We start from the raw sequence: 16,288 nt of genomic DNA on the forward strand, positions 1-16,288 counted from the left end.
ATGACCAGCAACGTCACCGCCCACCCCAGCGAACTCGAGATCACCCGCGACCTGCTCGACGCCGCCGACACCGACATCGCCCGATTCTTCGGCTACTTCTCCGAGGACTGCACCTTCCGCATGGGCAACAACGACACGATCCGAGGCAGCCGGGCCATCCAGGAGTGGGTCGCCGCCTACCTCGGGGCGGTCACCGGAATGCGGCACTCGATCCTCGAGGAGTGGCCCGCCGGCGCGGTCACCGCCTTGCGCGTCGAGGTCACCTACACCCTCGGCGACGGCACCGAGTTCACCCTGCCCGCCGTGACCCGCACCCGGGTCGAGGACGGGAAGGTCACCGAGTATCTGATCTTCATGGACCCGAGCCCGGTCACGGCCGCCCGCTGACCGGCACATCTTTCCCGAACGGAGCCATCATGAGCCACCCCACCCACCCCGCACCGGAGAACCTCGACGAGAAGGTCGACACCTCCCACCGGCGTCCGGTGCTGATCTCGGGAGCCGGCCCGGTGGGAATGATCCTCGCGCTGGAACTCAGCCTGCACGGGGTCGAGAGCACGCTCGTCGAACAGCACCCGCAGACCACCCGTTTTCCCAAGATGGACCTCACCAACGCGCGCAGCATGGAGCTGCTCGCGCGGCTGGGCCTGGATGAGGAGATCCGCGCGGCCGGAGTCGGTCCCACCTACTCCCACGATGTCGTCTTCTGCACCTCGATGACCGGGCGCGAGGTAGGCCGATGGAGCTACCCGAGCGTCGACGGGATGTCGGAGTGGATCGCCGCCAGCAACGACGGCACCACCCCGGCCCGCGCCTGGCAGCGGGTCACCCAGATCGAGGTCGAGAAGCTGCTCATGCGGCGCTGCCTGGCCGACGACAACATCGAGGTGCTGCGCCCGTGGCGGGTCACCGAGGTCGCGCACGACGAGAACGGGGTCAGGGCCAGGATCGTCTCCCCGGTGGGCGGCGCCGACCACACCATCGAGGCGGACTACCTGATCGGCTGCGACGGCGCGGGCTCGGTGGTCCGGCGCGCCATGGACCTGCGGATGGAGGGCGAGCGCGGGGTGATCACCTTCTGCCAGGTCCACTTCAAGTCCCGGGATCTGGCGACCCTGCACGCGCACGGGCAGTTCTGGCACACCTTCTTCGTCGGCGGCGGGGTCGGGGCCATCATCGCCCAGGACGAGCGCGACACCTGGACCCTGCAGACCAGCGCCATCACCGACGGCGTACGCACCGAGGACATCGACAAGCAGCAACTGCTCGACAAGGTCTGTGGCAAGCACCTCGAGGTCGACGAGATCCTGCAGAGCAGCGTCTGGCAGGCCAACGTCCTCGTGGCCGACCACTACCGCCTCGGCCGGCTGTTCGTGGCGGGCGACGCCGCCCACGAGGTCATCCCCACCGGCGGCTACGGCCTGAACACCGGCATCGCGGACGCGGTCAACCTCGGCTGGAAACTCGCCGCCGTGCTCAACGGCTTCGGCGGCGACGACCTGCTCGACAGCTACGAAGCCGAACGCCGCCCGGTCGCCCTGCTGGCCAGGGACTGGTCCTTCCGCCACCTCAACGTGCACGTCGAGGCCCAGCAGCTGATCGACCCCGAGCTGATCGAGTCCGACAGCGCCGAAGGCGAGGCCCACCGGGCGACGCTGGCCGACTACTTCGCGGCCAACACCGGCGAACACGAGAGCTACGGCGTCGAGATGGGCTACCGCTACCACTCCGCGGTGCTCGCCGACGACGACGCGGGCAGCTCCGATCCGGACGTGTCGACCTACACCCCGACCACGGTCGCGGGCGCGCGTGCTCCTCACGTCCGGCTCGCGGACGGCACCTCCCTGATCGACGCGTTCCGCGACGCCTTCACCCTGGTCAGCTTCGTCGGGAGCGAGGTAGCCGGGGAGCTGTCGGCTGTCGCAGCGGAGGCGGGTGTCCCCCTCGAGGTTCTCGCGACCGATGATGCGGTCGCGCGCACTGTCTACGAGCGGGATCTGGTGCTGGTGCGGCCCGACGGCCATGTGGCCTGGCGCGGAAACTCGCTGCCCGAGGATGTGCGGGCGCTGCTGTTGACCATCACCGGCCGCAGTTCGCTGGCCGCTGCCGCCTGAGACCGAATCGAAGCGGTGCACGCACCGCACCCGCCCCCGAGTAGTCGTTCGCGTCGGGCAGCGGTGTGTGCGCCGACCCCGGACGCAATCCCATCTCGCCGAAAGCGCCGACAACGACGTGCGCCCGGGAGGCCAACTACCGACCCGCACACCGAAGGGAGTGCCGCGATGCCGGGTGCGCCGCGGTCGTCCGGGAGCGAACCCCGTCGGCGATGGCCGAGCAGAGACCGTGCTCGGCGCCGAGCCCGCGCGGTTCGGAAATCGGCTGTGGAAATGGCACGCGCAGGCGGCCGGTGCCGCGACTGCTCGAGCTATAGCCGAGTAATCGTTGTTGTCGGGTCAGCCGCCAACGGCTCGGCCACCATCACCGTGAGCAGGATCTGCGGACGAGGTTGCGGATGGCACGACGAGAGCGGCGAGCCCTAGTTCGAGGACCGACCGAAAGAACAGATGATTTCGCTGAGAACCCCCGTCCGATTCGGATTCGGCAGCGTCCGCTCCCGCATTCTGACAATCGCTTTGATTCCGAGTCTGGTACTCGTCATCGCGGTGGCCGGAGTGATGAGTCACCTCGTGCGGGAGGCTGATCGCGACAGAAAATGGGCCGATACGATTCTGCAGTCGGCGCCGCACGCAATCGCTTTCAACGACGCGATCGTGCGGGAGCGTCGGCTGACCCTGCTCCGCATCGCACAGCGGCCCCACGACCAGGCTGCGCTGTTGGACGAACGCCGCCGCGTCGATGCTGCTGTTCGCGGGCTGGGTACCGTACCGACTGCGCTGAGCGCCATCATCCCGGGGACGTTCGACGAATTCGGGGCAAGCGTCGATGAAGCGGTCCGCAAGTTGCTCGAGCTGCGTGTGCGGGTGGATGCGGAGCTGTCGAATGTGGCCGAGGCGTACGAGACATTCGGTCGCCTCACTGCCGTGCAGGCGCGGTCCGTCGACATCATGGCTCAGCAGGCACCTGACGCCGGAAGCGCAGTCGCGCTGGCGAACGCGGCGCGGTTGTTCCGAGCCGCCGACGCGATGTCGGCGGCACACGGGCTGGCTGCTGCCGTCGCCACCGAAGACGGACTCGGCGACCTTTTCCTGCAGCAGTTCGTCGGCCGGGTAGGTGCGTATCACGCCGAAGTCGGTGTGCTTGCCGCGAGTGCGGACGAACAACTCCGCGCTCGCGTAGCGCAGCTCACCGGCAGCCCGGCGTGGCAGTCTTCGGCAGCATTCGAAGCGGCCCTGATCGAACGAGGCAGCTCGTCTCGCCGGCAGGCAACGGCAACGCCGGAAGCAGCGTCGGTCGAGGAGAACGCGGAAACGTCCGTCGAGGAACTCCACGCGCTCTGGCGCACCTACTACCAGCAGGTGCAGGAGCGTGTGGCCGGAACCGCGGAGGAGACGACGCGTACCGCGTTCACCCTCGGCGGTGTGGCGCTCGGGGTCACCGCCATCGCCTTCCTCGCGACACTGTGGCTCGCGAACCGCATGACCCGGCGCCTCATGCGGCTGCGCCAGGAAACCCTCGGACTCGCCGACGACCGTCTCCCCGCGATCATCGCTCGAATTCATGCCGGGGACGACGTCGATATCGGGTCCGCGCTGCCCGGCCTCGACTTCGGTGACGACGAGATCGGGCAGGTCGCACGGGCTTTCGAGGCTGCGCAGCGAACCGCCGTTGCAGCCGCGGTGACCGAGGCCAAGACCAGGGATGCGGTCAACGCGGTATTCCTCAATCTCGTCCACCGCAGTCAGCTGATGGCGCATCGGCAGCTCGAAGTGCTGGACGCCGCGGAATCCAGGGAAGAGAACCCGGCGTTGCTGAGCCTCTTGTTCAAACTCGACCACCTCGCCACCCGCGAGCGGCGCAATGCGGAAAATCTCATCATCCTGGGCGGAGAACGACCCGGCAGGCAGTGGCGTAATCCGGTGTCGCTGCGCGACATCGTCCGCAGTGCCATTGCCGAAACCGAGGACTATGCCCGGGTCCGGGCAGCGCGACTGCCCGATGTCCGGATCGAGAGCGTCGTCGTCGCCGACATCATCCACCTGCTCGCCGAACTGATCGACAACTCGCTCTCCTACTCGCCGCCCGCTTCTCGGGTCGAGGTCTCCGGCAATCCGGTCGGAAAGGGAGCGGTGGTCGAGATCATCGACCAGGGACTGGGGATGCGGCCCGATGAGCTGGCGCGGGTCAACGCCCTCCTGGCCGACAGCCCCGACTTCGGCGTGCTGCAACTCTCCAGCGACTCTCGTCTGGGGCTGATCGTGGTGTCGGTGCTTGCCGCGCGCAATGACATCAAGGTTCGCTTGACCGAGTCCGATTACGGCGGGATCAAGGCGCTCGTGGTGATTCCAGCGGCATTGCTGGCCGATGAGGCGGCCCCGAATCCGTATTCGACACCGCCCGCCTTCGCGGACGATCCCGCCCAGGGGCCGCTCCCGATCACCACCAGCGGACCCTCACACCCGGCACCGGCCGACTTCGGAGCGGATCCCGAGACGGCATCCGGTGCTCGGCCCTCGCTTCCGCGGCGCCACCGGCAGGCGAGCCTCGCCCCGCAGCTGTCGGATCGGCCGGTCGAACGGACCGCGCGGCCGGTGGCGACACCGCGCTCCGCAGAGCAGGCGCGGGACCTGATCGCGAAGATCGCACACGGCACCGAGCAAGGAAGGCGCGTACCCACCCGCACTCCCCGCGACGATGAGGAACGACGACCATGACCTCCCTGGCTTCGACCGATCTCGGCTGGCTGCTGGACGAACTCGTCGGGCGGATACCCGGAGTACGCAGCGCGGTGCTGCTGTCCACCGACGGGCTGCTGATCGCCCGCTGCCGATCCCTGGCACGGACCGACGCCGAGCACCTGTGCGCCATGTCCTCGGCGATGTACGGCCTGGCGCGGAGCGCTGGAGGCAGGTTCGACGGTGGCGGCGTGCGACAGGCCGTCATCGAACTCGAGGACGCGGTCCTGTTCGTCACGGCGGGCGGGCCCAACGCGTGCCTGTCGGTGTGGGCCGAGGCATCGGCCGATATGGGAATGGTCGCCTACGAGATGAATCAGACCGTGCAGCGGGTCGGAAGCTATCTGTCGGCGACGACACGGCAGAATGACGGCCGCGTCGATTCGCGATGACGCCCGCGCGGGAGTACTGGTTCGAAGACGATGCCGGAAGGGTCGTGCGACCGTACGCCGTCGCCGCTGGGCGCGATCGAGAAGCACGTCACGACCTCGACATGATCACTCTGGTCAAGACGGTGCGTAGCGACATCCGTGTGTCCCGAATGGAAGCCGAGCACGTGGAGATCGTGCACCTGTGCGCGCAACCGCTGTCGGTGGCCGAAGTCTCCGCGCGACTGCGGCTTCCGCTGTTCGTCACCAAGGTCCTGATCTGCGACCTGATCGAGGCTGGCTACCTCACCTACCGGGCGTCCGCCCCGGCCGACACACCTCATGACCCAGTCCTCCTTCAGGCGTTGTTGAACGGCATCCGAAGTCTCTGAGGAGCCGACCGAACCGATCCAGGATCTCGGTGGCCGCGCGCGGTCCGCGCACCGAGGTCCTGGAGGTGGTCATCGCGTCGGCACCCGGCTGGTTTCCCGCCGCAGCACCGGAGCGACTTCGGTCATGTAGAGCTCGAGCGAGTCGCGGGTCATGGACCACGGAAGGTTGCCGACATCGATCTGCCCCATGAACCGGTCGATGCCGAGCAGCTCGACGCGCCGCATGATGGCATCCACCACCTGTTGCGGACTCCCGACCGGCAGGCTCGCCTGAATCCAGGCGTCGTAGGTATGGCGCGGGAAGCCGTTGGCGGCGAAGGGTGCGCCGCTCGCCTGCAGATACCGTGAGTAGTACGGGTAGAAGTCCGCTCGCGCTTGCTGCGATGTCTTCCCCACGTACATGTGCCCGCTCGCCGCGACCCGCAGCGAGGAACGTTCGTGTCCCTCCGCCTCGGCTGCGCGGTGGTAGAGCTCGACGCGCTGGACGAACTGCTCGGGACCGGCGAAGAAACCGAGATTCATCGGGAGCCCGAGGGCTCCGGCGCGCATCGCGGAGGCGGGGGTACCGCCGACGCCCACCCAGATCGGCAGCGGTGTCTGGACCGGCCGCGGCGAGATGGCCGCAGCCTCCAGGGCGGACCGGAATCGACCTGTCCACGTGACGACTTCGTTGTCGCGGATCTGCATGAGCAGCCGCAACTTCTCATCGAAGAGCGCGTCGTAGTCCGCGAGGTCGTACCCGAAGAGGGGGAACGACTCGACGAAGGCGCCGCGCCCGGCGATGATCTCCGCGCGGCCGTCGGAGATGTTGTCGAGCGTCGCGAATTGCTCGAAGACCCGAACCGGGTCCTGGCTGGACAGCACGGTCACGCCGCTGGAGAGCCGGAGTCGCTCGGTCACTCCGCTGATCGCGGCGAGCACGATCTCCGGTGCCGACATGCTGAAGTCGGGCCGGTGATGTTCGCCGAAGGAGATGACGTCCAGCCCGCCCGCATCCGCCAGCTTGCCGAGCTCGAGCATTTGGGTGAACCGCTCGTGCAGTGTTGCGGCGGAGCCTCCCTGTCGGCACGCCACCATCCAGCCCGTAGAGGTGGGCTCCGAAAGCGGTGTGCCTTGGGCGCAGGGTGACCGGCGCCTCGCATCGAGAAGTGAGTATCGAATGATTTGCAGCGTAAGGGAAGCACGGGTACCGCAACCAATGCCCCTCTTGCTGGGCGATGCAGCATGTGCTGCGTGCGGTTGACCGCGGCAGCTCTGCCGCGACCATGGGTGTCGCGGGTTGCGTGGACGAGTATTGTTTGGCGGTGGGGATGAACATCTCGTTGTGGCGGCTGCTCGATCAGGAGGCCGGGCTGCTGCTCGAGTTGATATACACAAAGGGAAGCGTCGTCGGTCGAATATATCCATACATCGCGAGCGGTCGGACGCAGCAACTCCGACCCCAGCCGCAGGGAAAAGGGTCCGCATGGCTTACTACCGCACCGTCGGGCAAATACCCCCCAAACGCCACACGCAGTTCCGCCGCGACACCGGCGAACTCTACTCCGAGGAACTCGCCGGCGCAGATGGCTTCTCCGGCGATTCATCACTGCTGTATCACCGCGGGATCCCCTCGGCCATCACGACGGCCGAACCATGGGAGCCCGGCGATCTGAGCTTGGAACCCAACGTCCCGCTGCTGCCCCGGCACCTGCGCCTCCACCTGCTGTTCACCACGGCGGACGCTACGGACCTCGTCACCGGGCGTCGGCTGATACTCGGCAACGCCGACGTGCGCATCTCCTACGCGGTAGCAGGGGTGCCGTCACCGCTGTACCGGAGCGCGATCGGTGACGAATGTGTCTACATCGAGCAGGGCGCGGGCGTCATCGAAACGGTATTCGGTGCCCTCGACTTCCGCACCGGCGACTACGTGCTGATACCCCGCGCCACCATCCACCGCTGGCTCCCGGCCGAAGGGGCACCGGTTCGCGCCTACGTCATCGAGGCGACCGGGCACATCGCCCCACCCAAGCGCTACCTGTCACGGTTCGGGCAATTCCTCGAGCACGCGCCCTACTGCGAGCGGGACCTGCACGGCCCGACGACGCCGCTGCTGCGCGAGGGCACCGATGTGCCGCTCCTGGTCAAGCATCGCGGGCCCGCGGGAATCGCCGGCACTCGCTACGTCCTGCCGACCCACCCGTTCGACGTCGTAGGCTGGGACGGCTGCCTGTACCCCTACACCTTCAATATCGGCGACTTCGAACCGATCACCGGGCGAATCCATCAACCCCCGCCGGTACATCAAGTATTCGAGGGCCGCAATTTCGTCGTCTGCAATTTCGTGCCGCGTAAGGTCGACTATCATCCCCTCGCCGTCCCGGTGCCCTATCACCATTCCAATACGGATTCTGATGAAGTGATGTTCTATTGCGGCGGCGATTACGAGGCGCGTGAGGGGGCCGGTATCGAGAAGGGATCGGTTTCGCTGCATCCAGGCGGTCATACACATGGGCCCCAACCCGGTGCGATGGAGAACAGCATCGGTCGCGAACGGTTCGACGAGCTCGCGGTCATGATCGACACCTTCGCTCCGCTGCAACTCGGCGAAGGCGCACGAGCCACCGATGACGGCGTCTACTTCCGAAGCTGGTCCCGCTGAGACTTCCCCAGGGAAACGCGCTCGTCGCCGACCTCGTGCCCCGCAGCACCACCGACCGCGAAAGCGCCGCAGGAACAAGTCGCGGCCCCCGCATCAGGCACGCACACGGCCTCCGCAAATGGAACATCTGCGCATCTGCACGAACAGACCGCCGGACCGCGCACCACGGTCACCTCGACCACGCACGCCACAGATCGGCTCGTGGCTGCAGCGACGATCATGCAGACCCGAAACCCGATCCACGCGAGCCCGGGGCGGCCAGCGGGTGTGGTTCTCCGGTCAGTGCCTGCACCGCCGCGGCGACCTCGGTAACGCCGGCTCGGACATAGGTGTGGGTGACGCCATCCCGGCCCCGGCTGTCGGCGTGCCCGGCGTACGCGCGAGCGGTCGCGTACCCGAATTCGCGTTCGACCCAGGTCAACGTCGTGTGGCGCAACCAATGCATGCTCACTCCCGGCGTGGCCGCCCAGGGCAGATGCTCGCGCCACCGGTCGGCGAGGTGATCGTAGCGGCGCCGGCCCATCGCCGCGCCGGTGTAGTAACGCAGCACCGGACGGGTGCTGTCGAGCCCACCCCGGTCCTCGACGTGGAGCAGTAGATCCCGCATCAAAGTGGGAGAGACCGGTTGCCAGCGCACGGTGTTGCGCTTCTCACGCAGCCGGATCAGGCAGTCCTCGGGATCCAGGTCTTCCCCGCGCAACGCGAGACTGCCGCCGCGGCGGCAAGCCGTTTCGACATGCAGCCGCACGAGCAGCGCATCGAGGTCCGGATCGTTGCCGGTGGTGCTCGCGATCCGAGCGAGGTCCTCGATGCGGTCGCGCGAGAGAGCGTGGCGCGGGCTGGCCAAGGGGGCCGGTTTGTCGACGCGAGCCGCGGGATTGTCGAGCGGGTGGACGAGCTTGTCGCGCTCGGCGTGGCGATACAGGCACCGGAACGCGGCGATGAACAGCAGGACCGCGTTGTGCCCGCCGCGGGTATTGCGCCGCACCACCGCACGGTGGCGGTGCGCTTCGACCATGGCAGTGATCTCGGTGGCGCTCGGCTCGTCGAGACGACGCTCACCCCACTCGCGTTCGATGATCCGCCAGTAGGAGTTGTAGGCCCGCAGCGTGGTCACCGGGACCGCATCGCGCAGTCCGGCCAGGTAAGCCTGAAAGGTCGGGATCTTCGACGCGTCAGGCTCGGCGACGGCCAGATCCTCGAGAGTCAGACCGAGCCGGGCGATCAGGTGCAGAGCAGTACCGATGTCATCTCCCCTGGCCATGACCGGCCCCATCCGCGGAAGTGAGCGTGCGGGCCCAGACCTCGGGGCGGTAACGCCACAGCGCCTCACCGAGCAGCCGCGCCGGGTAGACCACGAGGGTGTCGGTGCCCGGGTCGGCAGCGAGCAACACTTGATGGCGCGCGTGCAGCCCGCACGCGCGGCGCAGACCGGCGGGGATACGGATGAAGCCGTCGTGGCGGATCGACAACCGCGCGCGACGCGCGCCCCGGATGACGAGCAGCCGCTCGCGCACCACCATGGTGATGGGCTCACGGGGAGTCCAGCCCAGGGCGCGCACGAGAGCGCGGTTGCCCAACCGGCCGCGGCTGTCCAACGACGTCACCGCCCACAGCGCGCGATCCAGCGGAGAACTCGGCATCGCCGACGCCAACGCGAACGCCGGCGTCCGCGCCTCCACCGCCGCAGATTCCCGGGCACCCGCGCGCAGCAGCAGATCGACGCCGAGTTCGGTGGCACGTCCCCGTGTCCGCACCGGCGCGCACGCTCCGATCTCGCCGATGAACCGGCCCGCCTTCACTTCGAGGCGAACATGCCCACGCGAACCGGCATGACCTCGGGCGCGGGGCGCAGACTCCGAGGGCGGCACCTCCCGGCCGGAATCGGACCAGGACGGTTGTCGGGACATGGCAGACCTCCGCAATCTCACGATCGGCAGTCCCCACGCCGTACCCCGATGCTACCGATCACGCGCGACCTGTGCCCCTGGTCGCCGGTTCTGTTCCCAGCACAGCGCAGCAAAGACCTCCGAGCCTGGCCAGTACCGCGACGTGCAACGCCTCCCCGATCGCGTGCCGCATATCACGATGCCGGACTCGAAGCGGCTATATCTGGTGTGGTGGCCGAGGTCGGGGAGCTTCCGGTCAGGGATCCGGAGGAGTTGCCCTGGGGGCGGTTTCCGGTCTGACATGCCCGGTGGAGGTTGTGCGCTGTGGAGTGCGTAGCCCCCGCCAGGCTCGTCTGCTGCGGCTGTGACGGAACAAGCAACGGGTGAGGCTCGCCGGTCAGGGTCTGCACGACCCGGGCGAGCTCGGTCAGATCGGCCTTGGTGTAGGTCAGGGTGGAGCTGTAGCGCTGGTTGTAGATGTGGCCGGCATACGCCCGCGCGGCCGCGTACCCGAAATTGCGCTCGACCCAGGTCAAGGTGGTGTGACGCAGCCAGTGGGTGGTGATGTTGTAGGCCTCGACCTCCGGGATGTACCGGGACATGCGCCCCCACAGCCGGGCATAGCGATCATCGCGCACCGGACGCAGCGATCGGCCCCGCAGCAACTGCTGATCCGGGTCGGTGCACCGGGTGCGCGCGTGGTGGACCAGCGCACGCATGAGCGTGGGCGAGACCGGATGCCAGCGCTGCAGCCCGCCCTTCTCCCGCAACAGCAACACACAGTCCTCGGGATCGAGATCACGCGGACGCAGCGCCATTGCCGCACCACGCCGGCACGCGGTCTCGGTATGCAACCGGATGATCAACACGTCCAGCTCGGGATCGCTACCGGTCACCGCGGCGATCCGGTTGATCTCGGCCATCACCCGCTGCGGCAGGGCGTGCCGCGCCGGGGGCTGCATCCGCGGGCGCTCGAGGCGGCGGGCCGGATTGCGGTGCGGCTCGATCAGCCCGTCGTCCTCGGCACACTGATAGAGCCTGCGCAGCGCGGTGATCCACGACGACTCCACCGCACTGCCGTCGCGGCCGTTACGGCGCCGCACCCGGGTCTCGCGCAGGTGGGCGATGAGGGCCTTGAACTCCGTGGCGGTCGGCTCGTCGAGACGGCGCGACCCGAGATCACTCTCGGCGAGCAACCGCCGCCAGTACAGCCGGTAATTGCGGCTGCCCGGCGTGTCGGGCAGCGTGGGCAGAAGGCGCTCGATGTATTCGGCAATGGTGGGCATGGTGCGCCGCCGTGAGGCGAGAGCGGCCACGTCGGCGGGATCGAGTCCGAGCTGGGCGAGCAACGCCCCGGCGGTGCCCGGCGCTGGAGTGGGGCGATCGGTCACGAGTTCTCTTCGATCGCGGCACGCAACCGGCCACCGATCTGCTCGTCGAGCAACCGCGCCGAGGCCACCAGCAGCAGGCGGCGTTCACGATGGACCGCCATCAGCAGCTGATCCCCGACGGTCAGGCCCAGCCGCCGCCGGACCGCGATCGGCAGGCACAGATGGCGATGCTTGCTCAGCGCCGGGCCACGCCCGGGGCTCAGAACCCCGATCTGCTCGCGGTGGATCCGCGTGGCGAGCCGGGTCCCCGGGCCCCAGCCGAGGTCGTCGAGCAGCCGCGCGAATACCACACGTCCGCCGGTGTCCATCAACCGGATCGCATAGCGGTAGTGGCCCTCCCACGGCAGGTGCAGCGTAGCCAGACGCGGGGGCTCGGTGGGGACCTGCCCCAGCGGCGGGCGCGGGGTATCACTGCTGGTAGGGAAGGCGAGGGGCCGTACGGGAGTGGGCTGGGCGCGGTTCATCGGAGCCTTTCGAGAAGACGAAACCGACCAGACTCGCTGGTCTTGTATCGGCGGAAGACGAGGGAAAGCGGGGCATATCTGCTACACCGAGGTGGTGAAACACTCCAATACCGATTCCGACGAGGTGATGTTCTATTGCGGCGGCGACTACGAGGCGCGGAAGGGTTCGGGGATTGGGCTCGGCTCGATCTCGCTGCACCCCGGCGGGCACGCGCACGGCCCGCAGCCCGGCGCCGCGGAGCGTTCGCTCGGCGCCGAGCGGTTCGAGGAGACCGCGGTCATGGTCGACACCTTCGCCCCGCTCGGGCTCGGCGAGGGCGGGCTGGCCTGTGAGGATCCCGATTACGCCTGGTCGTGGGCGTGATCGACGGGGTCCGGCCGTACGGGGTGTTCTCCGTGGGGGGTGCGGCGCCGCGCGTCGGGGTCCGGGTGGGGGAGGGGGTCGTCGACCTGGCGGCCGCGCTCGGCGACGACGTGTTCGCCCGGCCGAGCCTCAATGCCTTCATGGCGCAGGGGCCGCGGCGCTGGGCCGAGGTGCGTTCGCTCGTGGCCGAACTCGACACCTCGTATCCGCTGACCGAGGTCACCCTGTACCGGCCGGTGGAGATCGCCGACTACGTCGACTTCTACGCCTCCGAGCAGCACGCGAGCAACCTCGGGCGGCTCTATCGTCCGAATTCGCCTCCGCTGCTGCCGAATTGGAAACACCTGCCGGTCGGGTACCACGGGCGGGCGGGCACCGTCGTCGTCTCCGGGACCGAGATCGTCCGGCCGTGCGGCCAGCTCGCGACGCCGGACGGCCCCGTCTTCGGGCCGTCGCGGCGCCTCGACATCGAGGCCGAGCTGGGCTTCGTGGTCGGGGTGGGCGGCGCGCGCATCACCCCGGACGCCTTCGCCGAGCACGTCTTCGGCGTGGTCGTGGTGAACGACTGGTCCGCTCGCGATATCCAGTCCTGGGAGTACGCGCCGCTCGGCCCGTTCCTCGGCAAGAGCTTCGCCACCTCGATCTCCCCGTGGGTCACCCCGCTCGCCGCGCTCGACGCCGCTCGTATCGCCACACCGCGCCGGGACCCCGAGCCGCTGCCCTACCTGCGCGGCACCGAGCCGTGGGGGCTCGATATCGAGCTCACCGTCTGCTGGAACGGGCAGCTCGTCTCCCGGCCGCCGTATGCGGGTATGTACTGGTCGCCCGCGCAGATGCTCGCGCACCTGACCGCCAACGGCGCCGCCGCGCGCACCGGTGACCTGTTCGCCTCCGGTACCGTCTCCGGCCCCGCCCGTGACCAGCGCGGCTCCTGCATCGAGCTGACCTGGAACGGTGCCGAGCCGATCGACATCGCCGGTGCGCCCCGCTCGTTCCTGGAAGACGGCGACGAGGTCGTCATCGCCGCGACCGCGCCAGGGCCGGATGGCACCCGGATCGAACTCGGCGACGTGCGCGGCCGAATTCGGCCCGCCCGCCGGTAGGGGTGCTACCGGTGGTGCGCTCGCCGGGTGCGTGGCGGTGGCGGGTCGGAGCCCGCTCTGCGTGGTCGGCGACCGCGAGCTGAAGCGGCCGGTCAGGTCGGGGTATCGCCCTCGGACTGCATCTTCTCCGCCTGCTCCTCGGTGTCGGTCGGGGTCTGGTCGGTGGAGTCCGGGCGGTGCTCGACGTCGTCTCGCCCGGGTTCGACACTGTTCCGCTCTTCGGGATCGCTCATGATCGGAGGGTTGACCGGAACGCCGCGCGGAAACGCGCGCCGAGCTTCGATATCACCCCGAACGGGTGATGGCCGCGGCCGCGCGGGCGTGGATCATCGGGGGCGCCGATTCCGACCGGGAGGTGCGCCGTGCACGCGAAATCCGATTCCGCGCAGCCGAGGCAGTCGCTGCTGGCCAAGATCTCCACCGGGCAGTGGCTGGCCCTGGTCTTCGCGGTGCTCGCGCTGATCTTCGTGTTGTCCAACCGCGGGAAGGTGCAGATCGAGTTCCTGTTGGTCACCGTGACCTCCCCGATGTGGCTGATCCTGCTGATCATGTTCGTGATCGGGGTGCTCAGCGGGGCGCTGCTCACGCGCAGGAAGGGGCGTGCTCCGCGCTGAACCGCGCTTCGACTACGCCCGCGCCGAGCACACCCTGGAGCTGGGTGACGCCGCCGCCTTCCGCGGCCCGGGGCTCGACCTGCACGTCCAGATCAGCGGGCCGATCGAGCTCAGCGCCGAGAACACCGACGTGACAGCGCATTTCACGCCCGAAGCGGGCAACACCGCCGCGATCGTGCTCAGCACCGCCGCCCCCGGCAGCGCACCCCCGCCCGCCCCCGGCTCCGGCAGCGTCTTCGCCGCCTTCGACACCTGCTGCCGGTTCTGGCACACGTGGCTGCGCGGCAGCACCTACCGCGGCCGCTGGCGCGACATGGTGCACCGCTCGGCGATCACGCTGAAACTGCTGACCTACGCCCCCACCGGCGCGCCGATCGCCGCGCTCACCGCCGGGCTGCCCGAACAGGTCGGCGGCGAACGCAACTGGGACTACCGCTACACCTGGATCCGGGACGCCTCGCTCTCCGTCCGGGCCCTGCTCGACCTGGGCTTCACCGCCGAGGCGCAGGCGTTCCGGCACTGGCTGCGCGACCGGCTCGAGGCCGGCGGCACCGCGTCAGGGGAGCCGCTGCAGATCATGTACCGGGTCGACGGCGACCCCGAGCTCACCGAGGAGACCCTCGACCACCTGACCGGGTACCGGGGCTCGCGGCCGGTGCGGATCGGTAACGGCGCGGCCGGGCAGGTCCAGCTCGACATCTACGGCGAGGCAGCCGACGCGCTGGCCCAGACCACCGACATCGCGGTGCGCGGCCGGCAGAACTTCGCCCGGCTGGTCGACTGGCTCTGCGACAACTGGGACCGCCCGGACGAGGGCGTCTGGGAGACCCGCGGCGGGCGCAAGAACTTCACCTACAGCAGGCTGATGACCTGGGTCGCCTTCGACCGCGCCGTGCGGGCCGCCACCGCGCACGCCCGCCCCGCCGACCTGCCGCGCTGGAGAGCGGCCCGCGACGCCGTCTTCGAGCAGATCCTGGCCCGCGGCTGGAACCCGAAGCGGCGCGCCTTCACCCAGCACTACGACACCGAGGTGCTCGACGCCGCGCTGCTGCTCATGCCGCGCATGGGGTTCCTCTCCCCGCGCGACCCGGACTGGCTGAGCACGCTCGACGCCATGGACGCCGAACTGGTCAGCGACAGCCTGGTGCACCGCTACGACCCCGCCGCCGCGCCGGACGGCCTGGCGGGCGCCGAGGGCACCTTCACGCTCTGCAGCTTCCTCTACGTGGAGGGCGGGGCGGCTGACCAGGGCCCGCTACGGCTTCGACAAGATGCTCACCTACGCCAACCACGTGGGGCTCTTCGCCGAGGAGATCGGCCCCTCCGGCGAGCAATTCGGCAACTTCCCGCAGGCATTCACGCACCTCGCGCAGATCGCGGCCGCGCCGGCCCTGGACGAGGAGCTGGACCGGGCCGAGGCGCGGCCGGATCCGGGCGCCGGGGTGGCCGCGGAGTTCCGGTGAGGGGGTGTCTCCGACCTCGGGCTGCTCACCCAGAACCTGCAGTGGCTGCTGCTGATGGGGGTCTCCTTCGTGGTGGCGGCCTACCTGCAGGTGGAGCACGGCTACAGCGCCATCGGCACCGGGGTGGCCGGGACCGTGCTGGTGCTGAACCCGGGGGCCGGGGGTACGCCGCGGCCATGGTGCTGCTCGGGTTGCTCGCCGTCGCCGGGATGGCTGCGGCGGCCCTGCTGCCGCGGAATCCGGTCGCGCTGCCCCGGTGAGCTGCGGCGGGGCGCGGGTCACCCGGATCGGATGAGGGCGGCGCGGGTGCCCGGCGCGAGGCTGGAGAGCGTCAGCCGCACCCGTGAGAGAGGACCTGCCGTGTCGTTCTGGGAGATCGTCGGCGTCGTCGCCATGTCGTTCCTGTTCCTGGCCTACCTGATCGTGCTGTTCCGGATCGTCACCGATCTGTTCCGCGACCACACGACCTCCGGGTGGGCCAAGGCGGGCTGGATCGTCGCGCTGGTGCTGCTTCCGCTGCTCACCGCGCTGGTCTACGTGGTGGCGCGGGGGCCGGGGATGGCCGAGCGGGCGCAGGCCGCGTCGCTGCGGGAGTGGGAGGCGCGCAACGACTACATCCGGGTGATCGCGGGCACCGACGCGGTCTCCCGGATCGGCGAGGCGGGCAGGCTGCTGGACAGCGGCACGATCACCGAGGCCGAGTTCGCGCGGATCAAGGACTCGGTGATCGGCCGCTGAGCCCG

At 69.1% G+C, this 16,288-nt stretch carries 16 protein-coding genes and 1 pseudogene; 11 read left to right on the forward strand and 6 right to left on the reverse strand.

Annotation, left to right across the window (positions count from 1 at the left end; genetic code table 11):
* The 5 genes from LTT61_RS00360 to LTT61_RS00380 all read left to right on the forward strand — a co-directional run bounded on the left by LTT61_RS00360 (nucleotide 1) and on the right by LTT61_RS00380 (nucleotide 5,613).
* Entirely contained in the window at nucleotides 1–387 is a 387-nt protein-coding gene (locus LTT61_RS00360) for a nuclear transport factor 2 family protein (RefSeq protein ID WP_233017899.1), read from the forward strand.
* Between the two features lie 29 nt (nucleotides 388–416).
* Complete coding sequence (locus LTT61_RS00365; protein WP_233017900.1) at nucleotides 417–2,114, forward strand: FAD-dependent monooxygenase; 1,698 nt, start codon at nucleotides 417–419, stop codon at nucleotides 2,112–2,114.
* 450 nt (nucleotides 2,115–2,564) lie between these two features.
* Complete coding sequence (locus tag LTT61_RS00370) at nucleotides 2,565–4,832, forward strand: nitrate- and nitrite sensing domain-containing protein (protein ID WP_233017901.1); 2,268 nt, start codon at nucleotides 2,565–2,567, stop codon at nucleotides 4,830–4,832.
* Nucleotides 4,829–5,245 (forward strand): roadblock/LC7 domain-containing protein, encoded by a 417-nt coding sequence (locus LTT61_RS00375; protein ID WP_233017902.1) that lies wholly within the window; start codon nucleotides 4,829–4,831, stop codon nucleotides 5,243–5,245. The genes LTT61_RS00370 and LTT61_RS00375 overlap by 4 nt, the downstream gene beginning before the upstream one ends.
* Nucleotides 5,242–5,613, forward strand: coding sequence for a DUF742 domain-containing protein (locus LTT61_RS00380; protein ID WP_233017903.1), 372 nt, complete (start codon nucleotides 5,242–5,244; stop codon nucleotides 5,611–5,613). The genes LTT61_RS00375 and LTT61_RS00380 overlap by 4 nt, the downstream gene beginning before the upstream one ends.
* A 69-nt stretch (nucleotides 5,614–5,682) precedes the next feature.
* On the opposite strand, the gene LTT61_RS00385 is transcribed toward LTT61_RS00380, so the two are convergent.
* Nucleotides 5,683–7,080, reverse strand: coding sequence for an LLM class flavin-dependent oxidoreductase (locus LTT61_RS00385; RefSeq protein WP_332909220.1), 1,398 nt, complete (start codon nucleotides 7,078–7,080; stop codon nucleotides 5,683–5,685).
* On the opposite strand from LTT61_RS00385, the gene LTT61_RS00390 reads away from it, so the two are divergent.
* Nucleotides 7,079–8,257 (forward strand): homogentisate 1,2-dioxygenase, encoded by a 1,179-nt coding sequence (locus LTT61_RS00390; protein WP_233017905.1) that lies wholly within the window; start codon nucleotides 7,079–7,081, stop codon nucleotides 8,255–8,257. The genes LTT61_RS00385 and LTT61_RS00390 overlap by 2 nt on opposite strands.
* Nucleotides 8,258–8,474: 217 nt before the next feature.
* Here LTT61_RS00390 and LTT61_RS00395 read toward each other — a convergent pair whose 3' ends face one another.
* From LTT61_RS00395 to LTT61_RS00410, 4 genes are all read right to left on the reverse strand, one after another.
* The gene (locus tag LTT61_RS00395; RefSeq protein WP_233017906.1) at nucleotides 8,475–9,521 is read right to left on the reverse strand and encodes a tyrosine-type recombinase/integrase; all 1,047 of its coding nucleotides are present in this window, start codon (nucleotides 9,519–9,521) and stop codon (nucleotides 8,475–8,477) included.
* Entirely contained in the window at nucleotides 9,505–10,167 is a 663-nt protein-coding gene (locus LTT61_RS00400; RefSeq protein ID WP_233017907.1) for a hypothetical protein, read from the reverse strand. The genes LTT61_RS00395 and LTT61_RS00400 overlap by 17 nt, the downstream gene beginning before the upstream one ends.
* A gap of 173 nt (nucleotides 10,168–10,340) precedes the next feature.
* Nucleotides 10,341–11,537, reverse strand: coding sequence for a tyrosine-type recombinase/integrase (locus LTT61_RS00405; RefSeq protein ID WP_233017908.1), 1,197 nt, complete (start codon nucleotides 11,535–11,537; stop codon nucleotides 10,341–10,343).
* Nucleotides 11,534–11,845: a hypothetical protein gene (locus tag LTT61_RS00410; protein ID WP_233017909.1), complete on the reverse strand. Its 312-nt coding sequence runs from the start codon at nucleotides 11,843–11,845 to the stop codon at nucleotides 11,534–11,536. The genes LTT61_RS00405 and LTT61_RS00410 overlap by 4 nt, the downstream gene beginning before the upstream one ends.
* 256 nt (nucleotides 11,846–12,101) lie before the next feature.
* Between LTT61_RS00410 and LTT61_RS00415 the strand changes: the two are divergent.
* Both LTT61_RS00415 and LTT61_RS00420 read left to right on the forward strand, forming a co-directional pair.
* A pseudogene (locus tag LTT61_RS00415) lies at nucleotides 12,102–12,365 on the forward strand (homogentisate 1,2-dioxygenase); the annotation flags it as partial.
* The gene (locus tag LTT61_RS00420; RefSeq protein WP_233021283.1) at nucleotides 12,350–13,468 is read left to right on the forward strand and encodes a fumarylacetoacetate hydrolase family protein; all 1,119 of its coding nucleotides are present in this window, start codon (nucleotides 12,350–12,352) and stop codon (nucleotides 13,466–13,468) included. The pseudogene LTT61_RS00415 and the gene LTT61_RS00420, both read left to right, overlap by 16 nt.
* A gap of 92 nt (nucleotides 13,469–13,560) precedes the next feature.
* Here LTT61_RS00420 and LTT61_RS00425 read toward each other — a convergent pair whose 3' ends face one another.
* A complete protein-coding gene (locus LTT61_RS00425) occupies nucleotides 13,561–13,701 on the reverse strand; it encodes a hypothetical protein (RefSeq protein ID WP_233017910.1) in 141 nt (46 codons plus the stop codon).
* A gap of 129 nt (nucleotides 13,702–13,830) precedes the next feature.
* Here LTT61_RS00425 and LTT61_RS00430 point away from each other — a divergent pair, with 129 nt between their 5' ends.
* The 3 genes from LTT61_RS00430 to LTT61_RS00440 all read left to right on the forward strand — a co-directional run bounded on the left by LTT61_RS00430 (nucleotide 13,831) and on the right by LTT61_RS00440 (nucleotide 16,283).
* The gene (locus tag LTT61_RS00430) at nucleotides 13,831–14,082 is read left to right on the forward strand and encodes a hypothetical protein (protein WP_233017911.1); all 252 of its coding nucleotides are present in this window, start codon (nucleotides 13,831–13,833) and stop codon (nucleotides 14,080–14,082) included.
* Nucleotides 14,069–15,805 carry a glycoside hydrolase family 15 protein gene (locus tag LTT61_RS00435; RefSeq protein ID WP_233017912.1) on the forward strand — a complete coding sequence of 579 codons (1,737 nt, stop codon included), beginning with the start codon at nucleotides 14,069–14,071 and terminating at the stop codon, nucleotides 15,803–15,805. The genes LTT61_RS00430 and LTT61_RS00435 overlap by 14 nt, the downstream gene beginning before the upstream one ends.
* Before the next feature lie 133 nt (nucleotides 15,806–15,938).
* The gene (locus LTT61_RS00440) at nucleotides 15,939–16,283 is read left to right on the forward strand and encodes a PLDc N-terminal domain-containing protein (protein WP_233021284.1); all 345 of its coding nucleotides are present in this window, start codon (nucleotides 15,939–15,941) and stop codon (nucleotides 16,281–16,283) included.
* Nucleotides 16,284–16,288: the final 5 nt, after the last annotated feature.

The organism is Nocardia asteroides (assembly GCF_021183625.1).
Taxonomy (GTDB): Bacteria; Actinomycetota; Actinomycetes; order Mycobacteriales; family Mycobacteriaceae; genus Nocardia; species Nocardia asteroides_A.